General features: G+C 72.1%; 16 protein-coding genes. 6 read left to right on the top strand and 10 right to left on the bottom strand.

Going from position 1 to position 13,435, the window contains the following annotated elements; translation table 11 throughout:
* Positions 1-164: 164 nt before the first annotated feature.
* Complete coding sequence (gene gdhA / locus ACFWBW_RS28685; RefSeq protein ID WP_385378206.1) at positions 165-1,529, bottom strand: NADP-specific glutamate dehydrogenase; 1,365 nt, start codon at positions 1,527-1,529, stop codon at positions 165-167.
* Positions 1,530-1,769: 240 nt separating this feature from the next.
* Here gdhA and ACFWBW_RS28680 point away from each other — a divergent pair, with 240 nt between their 5' ends.
* Positions 1,770-2,258, top strand: coding sequence for a DUF1772 domain-containing protein (locus tag ACFWBW_RS28680; protein ID WP_385378203.1), 489 nt, complete (start codon positions 1,770-1,772; stop codon positions 2,256-2,258).
* Positions 2,259-2,297: 39 nt separating this feature from the next.
* Here ACFWBW_RS28680 and ACFWBW_RS28675 read toward each other — a convergent pair whose 3' ends face one another.
* Positions 2,298-2,654 (bottom strand): anthrone oxygenase family protein, encoded by a 357-nt coding sequence (locus tag ACFWBW_RS28675; RefSeq protein ID WP_385378200.1) that lies wholly within the window; start codon positions 2,652-2,654, stop codon positions 2,298-2,300.
* 59 nt (positions 2,655-2,713) lie between these two features.
* On the opposite strand from ACFWBW_RS28675, the gene ACFWBW_RS28670 reads away from it, so the two are divergent.
* A complete protein-coding gene (locus ACFWBW_RS28670) occupies positions 2,714-3,196 on the top strand; it encodes a GNAT family N-acetyltransferase (RefSeq protein WP_385378197.1) in 483 nt (160 codons plus the stop codon).
* 22 nt (positions 3,197-3,218) lie between these two features.
* On the opposite strand, the gene ACFWBW_RS28665 is transcribed toward ACFWBW_RS28670, so the two are convergent.
* The 3 genes from ACFWBW_RS28665 to ACFWBW_RS28655 all read right to left on the bottom strand — a co-directional run bounded on the left by ACFWBW_RS28665 (position 3,219) and on the right by ACFWBW_RS28655 (position 5,434).
* Positions 3,219-4,178 (bottom strand): AraC family transcriptional regulator, encoded by a 960-nt coding sequence (locus tag ACFWBW_RS28665; protein ID WP_385378194.1) that lies wholly within the window; start codon positions 4,176-4,178, stop codon positions 3,219-3,221.
* 114 nt (positions 4,179-4,292) lie between these two features.
* Positions 4,293-5,135: an NAD(P)H-binding protein gene (locus tag ACFWBW_RS28660; protein WP_385378191.1), complete on the bottom strand. Its 843-nt coding sequence runs from the start codon at positions 5,133-5,135 to the stop codon at positions 4,293-4,295.
* Between the two features lie 95 nt (positions 5,136-5,230).
* On the bottom strand, positions 5,231-5,434 hold the full coding sequence (locus ACFWBW_RS28655) for a DUF4287 domain-containing protein (protein WP_385378188.1): 204 nt from the start codon (positions 5,432-5,434) through the stop codon (positions 5,231-5,233).
* 105 nt (positions 5,435-5,539) lie between these two features.
* Between ACFWBW_RS28655 and ACFWBW_RS28650 the strand changes: the two genes are divergently transcribed.
* The 3 genes from ACFWBW_RS28650 to ACFWBW_RS28640 all read left to right on the top strand — a co-directional run bounded on the left by ACFWBW_RS28650 (position 5,540) and on the right by ACFWBW_RS28640 (position 7,403).
* Complete coding sequence (locus ACFWBW_RS28650; protein WP_385378185.1) at positions 5,540-6,445, top strand: alpha/beta fold hydrolase; 906 nt, start codon at positions 5,540-5,542, stop codon at positions 6,443-6,445.
* Entirely contained in the window at positions 6,442-6,687 is a 246-nt protein-coding gene (locus ACFWBW_RS28645) for a hypothetical protein (RefSeq protein WP_385378182.1), read from the top strand. Before ACFWBW_RS28650 ends, ACFWBW_RS28645 begins: the two co-directional genes overlap by 4 nt.
* A gap of 167 nt (positions 6,688-6,854) precedes the next feature.
* Positions 6,855-7,403, top strand: coding sequence for a flavoprotein (locus tag ACFWBW_RS28640; RefSeq protein WP_385378179.1), 549 nt, complete (start codon positions 6,855-6,857; stop codon positions 7,401-7,403).
* Between the two features lie 43 nt (positions 7,404-7,446).
* Here the strand turns inward: ACFWBW_RS28640 and ACFWBW_RS28635 are convergent, their stop codons facing one another.
* The 5 genes from ACFWBW_RS28635 to ACFWBW_RS28615 all read right to left on the bottom strand — a co-directional run bounded on the left by ACFWBW_RS28635 (position 7,447) and on the right by ACFWBW_RS28615 (position 12,414).
* Positions 7,447-7,953, bottom strand: a complete 507-nt coding sequence (locus ACFWBW_RS28635; RefSeq protein ID WP_385378176.1) for a DinB family protein — start codon at positions 7,951-7,953, stop codon at positions 7,447-7,449.
* Between the two features lie 77 nt (positions 7,954-8,030).
* A complete protein-coding gene (gene sigJ / locus ACFWBW_RS28630; protein ID WP_385378173.1) occupies positions 8,031-8,999 on the bottom strand; it encodes an RNA polymerase sigma factor SigJ in 969 nt (322 codons plus the stop codon).
* Positions 9,000-9,005: 6 nt separating this feature from the next.
* Entirely contained in the window at positions 9,006-9,926 is a 921-nt protein-coding gene (locus ACFWBW_RS28625) for an NAD-dependent epimerase/dehydratase family protein (RefSeq protein WP_385378170.1), read from the bottom strand.
* Positions 9,927-10,018: 92 nt separating this feature from the next.
* Entirely contained in the window at positions 10,019-11,188 is a 1,170-nt protein-coding gene (locus tag ACFWBW_RS28620; RefSeq protein ID WP_385378167.1) for an epoxide hydrolase family protein, read from the bottom strand.
* A 476-nt stretch (positions 11,189-11,664) separates the two neighbouring features.
* Positions 11,665-12,414: a TetR/AcrR family transcriptional regulator gene (locus ACFWBW_RS28615; RefSeq protein WP_385378164.1), complete on the bottom strand. Its 750-nt coding sequence runs from the start codon at positions 12,412-12,414 to the stop codon at positions 11,665-11,667.
* 281 nt (positions 12,415-12,695) lie between these two features.
* On the opposite strand from ACFWBW_RS28615, the gene ACFWBW_RS28610 reads away from it, so the two are divergent.
* Positions 12,696-13,388: a ScbR family autoregulator-binding transcription factor gene (locus ACFWBW_RS28610; protein WP_385378161.1), complete on the top strand. Its 693-nt coding sequence runs from the start codon at positions 12,696-12,698 to the stop codon at positions 13,386-13,388.
* Positions 13,389-13,435 lie beyond the last annotated feature (47 nt).

Here is a 13,435-nt window from a genome sequence, read left to right as displayed (position 1 = left end):
GGAGGGGGCAGGCCGGGATTCCACCGGTCTTGGGGCAGCCCGGGGAACGGAGGAAGGGCGGGTAGGGGACACCCCCGCGCAGCGCCACCCCACCCCGCTACCTCAGCGCATCAGCGCCGCAGGCCCAACCCCAGCCCCGCGGAGCCCCAGCGCACCGGATCGGATCAGATCAACCCCTGCGCCAACATCGCGTCAGCGACCCGCTCGAACCCGGCAATGTTCGCCCCAGCCACATAATCCCCGGCGGAGCCATACCTCTCGGCGGTCGCGTAGGACACCGCGTGGATGTCCCGCATGATCCCCGCCAGCTCCGCCTCGACCCGCTCCGCGCTCCAAGCGACACGCCCCGCGTTCTGCGCCATCTCCAGCGCGCTGACCGCCACCCCACCCGCGTTCGCCGCCTTGCCGGGCCCGAAGGACACCCCGGCCGCCTGCAGCAGATGCACCGCTTCCGGCGTGGTCGGCATGTTCGCGCCCTCCGACACCGCCCTGACCCCGTTGGCGATCAGCGTCCGCGCGTCATCGGCGTTCAGCTCGTTCTGCGTGGCCGACGGGAAGGCCACCTCCGCAGCCACCTCCCACACCCGCCCGCCCGGCACGAACCGCGCCGAGGCCCCGCGCCGCTGCGCGTACTCGCTCACGCGCCCGCGCTCGACCTCCTTGATCTGCTTCAGCAGCGCGAGGTCGATGCCCTTCTCGTCGACCACGTACCCCTGCGAGTCGGACGCGGTCAGCGGGTTCGCCCCCAGCTGCTGCAGCTTCTCGATCGTGTACAGCGCCACGTTGCCGGAGCCGGACACGACCGCCGTCAGCCCGTCGAGCGACAGTCCCTTGACCGCCAGCATCTCGGCGGCGAACAGCACGCTGCCGTAGCCCGTGGCCTCCGGGCGGATCAGCGAGCCGCCCCAGCCCTGGCCCTTGCCGGTCAGGACGCCGGCCTCCCAGCGGTTGGTGATGCGCCGGTACTGGCCGAACAGATAGCCGATCTCGCGCCCACCCACACCGATGTCACCCGCCGGTACATCCGTGTGCTCACCGATGTGGCGGTACAGCTCGGTCATGAAGGACTGGCAGAACCGCATGACCTCACCGGCCGACCGCCCGCGCGGATCGAAGTCGCTGCCGCCCTTGCCGCCGCCGATGCCGAGCCCGGTCAGCGCGTTCTTGAAGACCTGCTCGAAGCCGAGGAACTTCACCACGCCGATGTCGACGGACGGGTGGAAGCGCAGGCCGCCCTTGTACGGGCCGAGCGCGCTGTTGAATTCGACGCGGTAGCCACGGTTGACGTGGACGCGACCACGGTCGTCCTGCCACGGCACCCGGAAGATGATCTGCCGCTCCGGCTCGGTGAGCCGCTCCAGCAGGGCCACACCCGGTTCCGCGTACTCGGGACGTGCCGCGAACACGGGGGCCAGGGTGTCCAGGACCTCCCGTACGGCCTGGTGGAACTCGGGCTGGGCGGGGTTGCGGCGCTCGATGTCGCCGCGCAGCGCGTCCAGCCGGCCCTGCGGGTCCTTGGGGTCCGTCACGGTCTGTCCTCCTGGTCTCTACGCCGGGACCGGCTCCGAGATGCGGCTCGAAGCTCCGGACCAGACTTCCGCATCGCGGAATATATTATCCGAAAATAGTCCCAACCGGAGAGTACCCCGCCCGCCGACCACGGCCACGAGCCTTTCCGGCCTGCTCGGCTCGGTCCCTACTCCACCGTGGACCACTCGGCTCCCACTCCACCATGGACAGAACCGGGAGGAAGGACATACACAAGCCGTATGGACATCGCACGGGTCGCCGCCCTCGTCGCCGCGACGCTCACCACGGGCCTGATGGCCGGCCTCTTCTTCGCCTTCGACGTCTCGGTGATGCCGGCCCTCAAGCGCTCCGACGACCGGACCCTCATCTCCGTCATGCAGCGCGTGAACACCTCCATCATCAATGGCTGGTTCATGCTGGCCTTCCTGGGCGCACTCCTCTTCACCGGCCTCGCCGTAGCCCTCCACCTGCCCGCCGGCGAGCACGCGCCGCTCCCCGCACTGACGGTGGCCCTCGTCCTGTACGTGCTCGCCGTCGCGGTCACCGGCCGGGTGAACATCCCGCTCAACAACGCCCTGGAGGCCGCCGGCCCCGCCGAGCGGATCGCCGATCCGGCCGCCGTGCGCGCGGCGTTCGAAACGATGTGGGTACCGGCCAACCGCTGGCGTACCGCCCTGTGCACGGCCGCCCTGGCCTGCCAGTCCTGGGCCCTCCTGGCGGCCGCCTAGTGCTGTGGCGCGACCCGGTGAACCTTCCCGGTCACAGCACTAGCCGCGCGCCGCCGTCCCTGTCGTCCCTGTCGCCCGCCCGTACAGTACGAGCGCCCGCGCCAGGGCAGTCAGCGCCGCCGCACAGAGCAGGGTGCGCACGATGTTCGCCGTCTCCCAGATGCCCTTGAACTCCTCGACGACCGAGAAGTCGGCCGACTTGGCGGCGTCACCCAAGTTGTTGAGCGGGATGTTGACCGCGAAGGTGACGACGAGCACGACGAGGTACGCCGCCGCGGCCACCGCTGCCCACAGGGCGACCGCGCGGCGCCCGGCCCGCGCCTCGACGAACGCCGCGGCCAAGGCGGCGATCCCATCAGCTGTGCCCCCGTAGGTCCGAAACCCGAAACCCGACATGCGGGAGGCTCCCACAGCCCCTCACCCACTCACATGTACCGCACACGTAGGCTGCGCGCATGAGCACACTCACGTCCCTCCGCCTCGCGCCGGTCACCCCCGACAACGTCGACGCCGTCTGCGCGCTGTCGGTCCGCCCCGACCAGGAGCACCTCGTCTCCCCGGTCGCGAAGTCGCTGGCGGAGGCCTTCGCCCACGGGGAGACGGCCTGGCCCCGGGCGATCGTCGACGGCGACGAGATCGTCGGCTTCGTGATGGCCTTCCTCGACATCGCCTGGGACCCGGCCGTCGACCCCCACGACCTCCGCTCCGGCCTCTGGCGCCTGAACATATCGGCCGCCCACCAGTCCAAGGGCTACGGCCGCTTCGCGGTCACGGCGGTCCTCGACGAACTCCGCCGCCGGGGCGCCACCCACGCCTACGTCACCTGGCACCCGGGCGCCGGCACCCCCGAACCGTTCTACCTCTCCCTCGGCTTCCGCCCGACGGGCGAACAGAGCGACGGCGAAACGGTGGCGGTCCTGGATCTCCGGACGCCCTGACCCCGCCCCTGGCCCCCGCCCCTCACCCCGCGGCCGCAGCCCCCACGGCCGCCGGCCCTTCTACGGCGGCCCCTTCAGCCGCTGCCCCCGCCCGGTACTCCCGCGGGCTGACACCCCGCACCCGCTTGAAGGCCGTCGAGAGGGCGAACGCCGAGCTGTAGCCGACCCGGTGGGCGGCCGAGGCGAGCGTCATCGACGGGTCACGCAGCAGATCCGCCGCCAGGGCCAGGCGCCAGCCCGTCAGATGGGCCATCGGGGGTTCGCCGACCAGCTCGGTGAAGCGGCGGGCCAACGCGGCCCGCGAGACGCCGACTTTGCGGGCCAGCGACTCCACCGTCCAGCCGTACGCCGGGTTCTCGTGCAGCAGCCGCAGCGCCGGACCGGTGACCGGGTCGTTCTCGGCGCCGCCCCGCTCCGCGAGCCAGCCGCGTACGACGCCGATCAGCAGCAGGTCCAGCAGCCGGTTCAGTACGAGCTCCTGGGCCGGCTCCGTACGGGAGATCTCGACGCCCAGCAGTCCGACCAGCGTGGGGTCCACCGGGCCGACCAGTACCCGCGGAAGCGCGGTGAGCAGGCGGCTGCCGATCTCGCCGGGGTTCTGGTAGGTGCCGCTCAGCAGCACCGCCGAGCCTTCCGCCGCGCCCCAGGTCCGTACCCCCAGGGCCATGGAGTCGGACACGTCCTCCCCGCCGTCCACCCTGCTGCACCGCTGATCCGGACCCACCCTGATCTGCGGGGGCGTGTCCTGGGCATCGGCGAGGGTGTACGGACCCGGTCCCCGCACCAGGGCCGCCTCACCCGGCGCGATGAGCACCGGCTCGCCCCCGTCCGGCAGCAGCCACGCCGATCCGTGCACCATCGTCATCACCGACAGCGGGGCCCGGTCCTCGATCCGGACCGACCAGGGCGGGTTGAACACGCACTTGATGAGGAAGGCCGATTGGGCCTTGGGGCCTTCGAGCAGAGCCGTCAGCGTATCCATCGGCCCATTCTCCCCACCCGGTCCCCACCCGCCCATCCCCCGGCCGCCCATCCCCCGGCCCCGCACCCCCGAACCACTCACCCCCGACCCACGCACTCCCGAACCGCCCATCGCCTACACGTCCCAGACCCCGCGGGCCGCCGCCTCCCGCGCGAAGTCCGCGAAGTCCCGCGGCCTCCGGCCCAGCACTTCCTCGACCCCGTGCACCAGGTGCGCGTTGCGCCCGTCCGTGATCAGGGTGAACAGCTCCACGAACTCCTCCGGCAGCCCGTTCTCCCGCAGCACCTCCAGGTAGGCCTCGGTCGAGACGGGGACGTACGAGATCTCGCGCCCGGTCGCCTTCGACAGCTCGGCCGCGACATCGGAGAAGCTGAGCAGCCGCGGGCCGGAGAGCTCGTACGTGCGGCCGATGTGCCGGTCGTCGCTCAGCGCGGCCACCACCACGTCGGCGATGTCCTCGGTGTCGACGAACGGCTCGACGGCGTCGGCCGTCGGCAGGGCGATCTCGCCGGCGAGCACCGGCTCCAGGAAGAAGCTCTCGTCGAAGTTCTGGTTGAACCAGGCCGCGCGCACCACCGTCCAGTCGGCCCCGGACTCCTTCAGCGCCTCCTCGCTCCGCTGCGCCGCCTCCTCGCCGCGCCCCGAGAGCAGCACCAGCCGGCGCGCCCCGGCGGCCACCGCCTGCCGGGCGAAGGCACCGACGTGCTCGGCGGCGCCGGGGAATCCGAGGTCGGGGTAGTACGTGACGTACACCCGGTCCACGCCTTCCAGGGCCGGTCCCCAGCTCGCGGGCTCGTTCCAGTCGAAGGCCGGCTCACCGGAGCGCGACCCGACGCGGACCGGGCGGCCCAGGGCGGTGAGCTTCTCGGCCACGCGCCGGCCCGTCTTGCCCGTGCCGCCGATGACCAGCGTGCGGAGGATGGTGTCGTTCTGCGTCTGCTGCGTTGTCTTCGTCATGAGAACCAGTCAACTCCCCCGGCCTGAGACGCGACATCGCCGAGAAGCTCAACCGCATACGCCTGCGTCCACGCCCATCCCCCGGGCGGCTCCCCCTACCGCCCGTCGAGCGTGTGCTTCACGAGCGCGTTGGCGTGCCCGTGCCCGACCCCGTGCTCGCTCTTGAGCCAGGCGACGAGCTCCATGTGCTTGGTCAGCGGCGAGGAGCGGATGAGCTCCTGCCACTCCGCGATCGGACGGCCGTACTTCTTCTCGATGGAAGGGAAGTAGCTGGCGGGGCCCTTCACCGGCTCGGTCATGACGGTCTTCTTCCTCGCGTTCCTGCGGTCTCCGTACGAACGGTAGACCGGGACCTCCGCGAAAACTCATCGGTCCCACCGCGAAAAGTGTCGGATGATCTCCGCATGATGTGGACCGAACGCACCGTCACCCGAGCTGGCGTGCGCCTGACCTGCCGTGACTGGGACTCCCGTCATCCCCACTCCGCGCCCCCCGTCGTCCTCCTCCACGGCCTCGCAGGCCACGCGGGCGAATGGGACGCCGCCGCCGCGCACCTGGCCCCGCACCACCGCGTGGTGGCGGTGGACCAGCGCGGTCACGGAGCCAGCGAGCGCCGCCCCGCCGACGTCTCCCGCGCCGCGTACGTGGCGGACGTGCGGGCCGTCTGCGAACAGCTCGGCCTGCACCGCCCCGTGCTGGTGGGCCAGTCGCTCGGCGGACACACCGCGATGCTCACCGCCGCCGCGCACCCGGACCTCGTACGGGGCCTCGTGCTGGTCGATGCCGGCGCCGCCCGCTCCGACCCGGGCACCCCGGACGAGATCGGCGGCTGGCTGGACTCCTGGCCGCTCCCGTTCCCCACCCTCGCCGAGGCGCGCACCTTCCTCACCGGTCAGGGGCTGAACGGCGAGGCCTGGGCGGCGGGCCTGGAGCAGCGCGCGGACGGCTGGTACCCGCGCTTCGAGCGCTCGGTCATGGTCGCGGCCATCACCGAGAACAGCACCCGCGACTGGTGGCCGCAGTGGCGCGCGGTCCGGTGCCCCACCCTGCTGATCATCGGGGAGAAGGGCATCGTCCCGCCCGAGGAGTCCATCCGAATGCTCGACTCTGCGTACTCGGCGGGCTCGGCCGACCCGTCCACCGTGACGACCGGGGTCTCCGTCCCGGGCTCCGGGCACGACGTCCACCTGGACCGGCCGGCCGTCGTGCACTCCCTGCTGTCTGCGTTCCTCACGGAGTTCCGGACCGATTTCCGGCAACCGGGTGGCCTCAGTGACCCCCGTACGACCGGGTCGTTCACCAGGACATGATCAAGCGCATCGTCACCACGGCCCTCATCGCCGGCACCGCGGCCCTCGCCGTCGCCGCCCCCGCCATGGCCGCCGAGCCGCCGCTCGCCGACGCCGTCACCAGCACCGTCGGAGACGTCCAGAACACCCAGGACATCGCGGGCCTGGTGCCCGCCCGGGCCGGCGACGACCTGACCGACTTCTCGGGCGCGTTCGACGCGTTCACCGCGGGCAGCGCACAGCAGACCGTCTCCAACCGCTGACCCCCACGATCCCCCGGGCCCTCGGCCCCAGCCCCCCGGACCGAAGCCGGTTCCGGGGGTCCGTCACGTCCGGCGCCCCGCTACGACCGCCACGGCCACCTCGACCACTGCGCCGCCGCCCGCAACCTCGGTCACATGCAGGTCAAGCAATATGATCGTATTGCGGTATGACCACGACGAAGACGCTCTACCTGCTGTGCTCCGCCGCCCCGCCCGTCTTCGACGTGGCCCGTGTCGTCGAGGACGCCCAGTCCCGCGGCTGGGACGTCTGCCTCGGCCTCACTCCCACCGCCGCCCACTGGCTGTCCGGCAGCCTCGACGGTCTCGCCGCGCTCACCGGTCACCCCGTCCGCTGGCAGTACAAGTTTCCCGGCGAGCCCGACGTGTGGCCGGCGGCCGACGCCCTGCTCTTCGCCCCGGCCACGTTCAACTCCGTCAACGCCTGGGCCCTCGGCCTGACCGACCGGTTCGTCGTCGGGGTCGCCGCCGAGGCCATCGGCAAGGGCACCCCCGTCGTCACCATGCCCTGCGCGAACGACGCCCTCGCAGCCCACCCGCAGTTCGACCAGTCCCTGGCCGTCCTGCGCGGCGCCGGCGTCTCGGTCCTCTTCGGCGAGGGCGGATTCACCCCCGGCCCGGCGGGCCCGGACGCCCCGGCGCACTTCCCCTGGGCGACGGCCCTGGCCGAGGTGGACCGCGCCACGGCATCGGCCTAGCCACCGGGAGACGGGCGAACCCCCGTCCCCCCCCGGGGCGCCGCTACTCCCCCGTGGTCCCGTCGATCGCCTCGCGCAGCAGGTCCGCGTGCCCGTTGTGCCGGGCGTACTCCTCGATCATGTGGGCCAGCACGTAGTGCAGGGAGTAGGCCTGCCCCTCGGAGGAACCGGTCACGTCCAGGGACTCGGCCGCGTCCACGATCGCCCGCGAGCGCGCGCAGGTGTCCTCCCAGATCTTGAACGACCCGGCGACATCGGCGTCGTCCACGTGGAATTCGGCCCACTCCCCGGCAGCGTTCTTCCCGAAGTACCCGCGCGCGTCCTCGCCGCCCACGACGTTGCGGAACCACCCGCGCTCGACCTCCGCGAGGTGCCGTACCAGCCCGAGCAGGCTCAGCCCCGACGGAGCCACCGCCCTGCGCCGCAGCTGCTCGTCCGACAGCCCTGCGCACTTCATCATCAGGGTGTCCCGCTGCCACTGGAGGACGCTGGTCAAGGTGGCCCGTTCGTCGCCCACCAGCACGGGCGGGGTCCGCTGTTCGTCGATCATCGAATGATGATCACAGCCCCCGGCGACACCCGGACGCTGGTTTCACATCCCGGACGCGGCGGCCCCTACCGACACCCCTACCGAGCCCCTCCCGCTCCCCATCCCACCAACCCCGCCACCTTCTCCGGATTCACCTGCAACCGCAGGTTCACGACCCGACCGTCCACCGCGTCCAGGTCGTAGGTCAACGCCGCCCGCGCGGCTCCCCCGTACACGAACACCACCGACTCCTCCCCGTTGACCCGCGCGGACTCCAAAGTCACCGCCCGCAGCGAGGGCTTGGCCAGCATCCCCAGCAGCCAGCGCGCCACGTGGTCCGGCCCGTGCAGCGGCCGCCGGGCCGCCGTCACCTTGCCGCCGCCGTCCGACCAGGCCGTCACCCCGGGGGCGAGCAGCTCCATCACCGCGTTCAGGTCCCCGCCCGCACACGCCGCCAGGAACCGCCGGGTCACCTCGCCGCGCTGCCCCGGCTCGGTGGCGAACCGCGGCCGCCGGGCCCGTACGTGGGCCCGTGCCCGGTGCCCGGTCTGCCGTACGGTCGCCTCCGCCCGGTCCAGCACCTCCGCCACCTCCGCGTACGAGTACCCGAACACCTCCCGCAGCACGAACACGGCGCGCTCCAGCGGGCTCAGGCTCTCCAGCACCACCAGCATCGCGGTCGACACCGCCTCGGCCGTCTCCGCCTCCTGCGCGCCATCGGGCACGCTCGGCAGGGTCCCGGTCGCCAGGGTCCCGGTCGCCAGGGTCGCGGTCAGCAGCGGCTCGGGCAGCCACGGCCCGACGTAGGTCTCCCGGGTGGCGCGGGCGGAGGTGAGCCGGTTCAACGAAAGATTGGTGACCGTACGCACGAGGTAGGCCCGCGGGTTGAGGACCGCCGACCGGTCCGCGCGGTCCCAGCTCAGCCACGCGTCCTGGAGGACGTCCTCGGCGTCGACGACGCTGCCGAGCATCCGGTAGGCGACGTCGAACAGCAGCCGGCGATGGGCGGTGAAGGGACCGAGCGCATCGGCGGAGCCGGTACCCGGGAGGTGCTCAGCAGTGCTCACGAACGATCATGCTGCCGCCGCCCCCGCGGCTCCCGCAAGTGCACCCACCCCTGCCGCGCTGCTCGCGTACGTCGGAGCCCAGCCCAGTTCGCGCCCGGCCTTGGCGTTGGACAGCCGCAGATCCGTCCCCATGATGGTGTGCGCGAGCGGCGCCGGCTTCAGCACCCACAGCGGTACGGTCATCGGCGCGGGCGCCCCGAACGCCGCGGCCACCGCCCGCATGTGCGCGTCCCACCCCAGCGGCTCGTCGTCGGCGATGTTGTACGCCTGCCCGGGCCGCCCCGACTCCACTCCGGCGACCACCGCGTTCGCCGCGTCCCCCACGTCGACCCAGCTCAGCGCCCGCCCCTTGGCCGCCACCACGGGCAGGGCGCGCTTGCGCAGCATCGGCAGAACCTGCGCATCGGTGATGCCGGCCCCGTAGAACAGCCCGAAGCGCAGGCTCACCCCCTCGATCCCGTCTGCGGTGAAGGCCAGTTCCTCCTTGGTCCGCATCGCGCCCACGTGCCGCTCAAGCCAGACGCCCGCCCCCTGCGGACCGAAGCCGTCGTCCTCGCCGAGCACGGCCCCGCCGTGGTCCCCGTACCCGTAGCCGAACATCATCGACTCCACGACGAACCGCCGCGCCCCGGTCTCCCGCGCGGCGGCCAGCAGGTTGACGGTGCCCTCGGTGCGCAGCGCGTTCGTCCCCGCCATGTCCTGGTGCCGGGCCATGGTCTTCCCCGACAGGGCCGTGGCCGCGTGCACGACCACGTCGAAGCCGAGCCCGTCCACGGCGCGCAGCAGGCCCTCACGGTCGAGCAGGTCGGCCCGTACGTCCATCCCGGCGCCCCGGCCGAGACCGGCGACCTCGTGCCCGGCCGCACGCAGGGCCCGTACGGCCCGCTGCCCCAGAACCCCGCTCGCACCCGCCAGCAGAACCTTCATGGCCGTCTCCCTCTTCGCTCACTCGTCGCTCTGTCATCCATGGGACAGACGGGAGCCCCGGAACGTGACACGACCCGAAGAACGACCTGGGCTCACAGGGAGCGGAAGAAGGCCCGGACGTCTCCCACCAGCAGCTCCGGTACCTCCATCGCGGGGAAGTGCCCGCCCTTCTCGTACGAGGTCCAGCGCACGATGCGGTCGGTCCGCGCGGCGATGTGCCGCAGCGGAACGAAGTTGTCCCGGGGGAAGTCGGCGAGCGCGGTCGGGGTGCTCGACACCTCGGGCGCAGCACCCTGGTAGTCGGCGTGGGCCCGCTCGTAGTAGATGCGGGCGGCGGAGCCCACGGTCCCGGTCAGCCAGTACAGCGTCACGTTGGTCAGCATCTGGTCGCGATCCACGGGGCAGCGCGGGTCCGCCCACTCCGTGAACTTCTCGCCGATCCAGGCGAGCAGCCCGACCGGTGAGTCGTTCAGCCCGTACGCGAGCGTCTGCGGCCGGGTCGCCTGGATGTCGGCGTAGCCCTGCCGCTCGCGCGCCCAGACCCGGTACCGCTCCCAGGAGGCGAGCGTGCGCTCCCGCTCGGCCGGGCTCAGCGCGGCCAGTTCCTCCGGTTGGGGCTCGGCGGTGGCCCCGCCGCCCGGGAGCAGGTTCAGGTGCACCCCGCGCACGTTCCCGGGCCGGAGCCGCCCCAGCTCCCGCGAGACGGCAGCGCCCCAGTCACCGCCCTGGACCCCGTACTCCTCGTACCCGAGCCTCTCCATCAGCGTTCCGAAGGCGCGCGCGACCCGCTTGAACTCCCACCCCCGCTCGGTGGTGGCCCCGGACAAGGCGAAGCCGGGAATGTGCGGCAGCACCAGATGAAAGGCATCACCCGGATCCCCGCCGTGCGCGCGCGGATCCGTCAGCGGACCGACGACCTTCTGGAACTCCACGAAGGAGCCCGGCCAGCCGTGGGTCATGAGCAACGGCGTCGCGTCCGGCTCGGGCGACCGCAGGTGTGCGAAGTGCACCCGTGCCCCGTCGATGACGGTGGTGTACTGCGGCCATTCGTTCAACCGCGCCTCGGCGGCCCGCCAGTCGTAGCCGGTGCGCCAGTACTCCGCGAGCTCACGGAGCTCCCCGAGCGGCATCCCGTACGCCCGGCCCGCCCCCGGCAACTCATCGGGCCACCGGGCCAGCTCCAGCCGCCGCCCCAGATCGTCCAGCTCCGCCTGCGCCACGTCCAGCCGGAACGGCTCCGCCCACTGCCCCGCATCACCCAATGCCCTCACACCTTCCACCCACTGCCGACCACGCCAACCCTCACAACCCGCCCCCGACCCCACACCGTTAACGCCGTTAACCCCCACCCACGACCAAGCCCCGACCCCCTCCGGCGTTAACGCCGTTAATGCCCCGCGCCCCCACCAACCCCCAGCCCCTCCGGCGTTAACGCCGTTAATGCCTCCGCCTCCGCCTCCAACCCCACCACCGAGACCGAGACGCACACCCCACACCGTTAACGCCGTTAATGCCCCGCCCCAGGACCCAGCCCCAACCCCTCAGGCGTTAACGCCGTTAATGCCCTCCCCCGCGGCCGCCGCGGAGCCCCAGCCCCCTTCAGCGTTAACGCCGTTAATGCCCCGCGCCCCCACACCACCGACGCCTACGCCCCCCGCCGGCGTTAACGCCGTTAATACCGCGCGCCGCCCGCGCCCGAGCCCGCACTCCACGACCAAGGCGTTAACGCCGTTAATGCCTAAGCCCGCCCACCCACTCGCTCCGCCACCAGCAGCCCGAGCCCGTCGAGGATCCGCTCCAACCCGAAGTCCAGCGCCTGGTCCTGCCCCCCGGCCTCCGCCACGGAGGCCAGCGCGGCCCCGAGCGCCGGGTACTTCTCACCGTGCACCCGCATCACTTCCCCGAGCACCGACGTCAGCTGTGCGTCCGGCCCCTCGCCACCGGCCCCGCCCGCCATCGCCCGCTCCTGCTCCGCGATCCCGCGCGCGTGCCCCGACACCAGCACCACCGCGTCGATCGCCTCGGCCCCCGTCAGCCCGCATCCGTCGAGCGCGGCGAGTGCCCGCTCCATCCACCCCAGCTCGACCGGCCCCATCACCCGCGCCCCGACCGTCGCCTCCAAAAGCCACGGATGCGCCCGGAATCCGGCCAGCAGCTCCCGCGCCCACACCGCGAGCCGCTCACGCCAGCCCTCCCCCGCCGGACGGCCGTCCAGCACCGAGGGGTCCGGCATCGCGGCCTCCACCATCAGCGAGACCAGCTCCGCCTTGCCGGGCACGTACCGGTACAACGCCATCTTGGTGACGGCCAGACTCCCGGCCACTCCCTGCATCGATACGCCGGCCAGCCCCTCGACGTCCGCGAGGGCGACCCCCGCGCCGGCGATCCCCTCCAGCGTGAGCCCCCGCTTGGGCCCGCGCGCGGACTTCACCGGCGGCCCCCAGAGCAGCCGAACGGCCGCGCCCCACTGCTCGTCCGCGTCCGTCATGGGATCCCCTCGTACTCCACCCGCCATTAAACTGCGTCTACCGTACACGTTAACGGCGTTAATGCCGTTCCCGGCGTTAACGCCACTCCCCCACCCTCAGCCCAACCTCCGCCCACCCTCCGCCCGCCCCCGCCGCGTTAACGCCGTTAATGATCCACTTCCGTAAAAAGTACTGGTCGACTGGTTTTCTTCAGGCTCATCTGCCTAGATTGGCCCTGGCCGAACCACGGTGACCACCTCCCCGGTTCCGCCCAACTACCGCGACCCCAGGGAGAACCCGCATGGCGAGGGCCAGACAGGAACGAGCCGAGATCACCCGGCAGGCGATCCTCGACGGTGCGGCCATCGCCTTCGACCGGACCGGTTTCCACGGCACCAGCCTGACCGACGTGGTCGGGCACGCCGGCGTCACCAAGGGCGCCCTGTACTTCCACTTCTCGTCCAAGGAAGCCATCGCCCGAACCTTGATGGACGAGCAGTTCCAGGTCTCCGAGGGCATGTCCGCCATCGCCGAGCCGGGCCTTCAGACCGCCATCGACCTCACCCACCGGATGGCCTTCGGCCTCCGCTCCAACGTCCGGGTCCGCGCCGGGATCCGCCTGGTCATCGAGTTCGGCTCCTTCACCGACCCGGACCCGAGCCCGTACAACGCCTGGATCGACACCTGCCAGAGCTGTCTGACACCGGCCCAGGAGCGCGGCGACGTCCTGCCCTCGGTCGACGCCCACGGCCTGTCGACCATGCTCGTCGCCGCGTTCTCCGGCATCCAGGTGACCTCGCACGTACGCACCGGCCGCGCGGACCTGCACGCCCGGGTCATCGACCTGTGGAAGTTCATGCTCCCGGGGATCGTGCCCGCGGAGCGCATCTCCCGCTTCGACCCGACCGGCTCCCCCGAGTGCCGGTCCGAACTGGGCCTGTCGGCCCCGGACTCCGCGCCGGCCCCGGACTCCGCTCCGGCCACAACCGCCTGACGACGCGTCCAGGGCGGCCTCGCACGCGCCGTGGTGAACCACGGGGG

Origin of the sequence: Streptomyces sp. NPDC059957 (assembly GCF_042730015.1) — a bacterium.
Lineage (GTDB): Bacteria > Actinomycetota > Actinomycetes > Streptomycetales > Streptomycetaceae > Streptomyces.
Note: the sequence above shows the minus strand (reverse complement) of the source record. Positions and strands in the feature narration are given on the sequence as shown.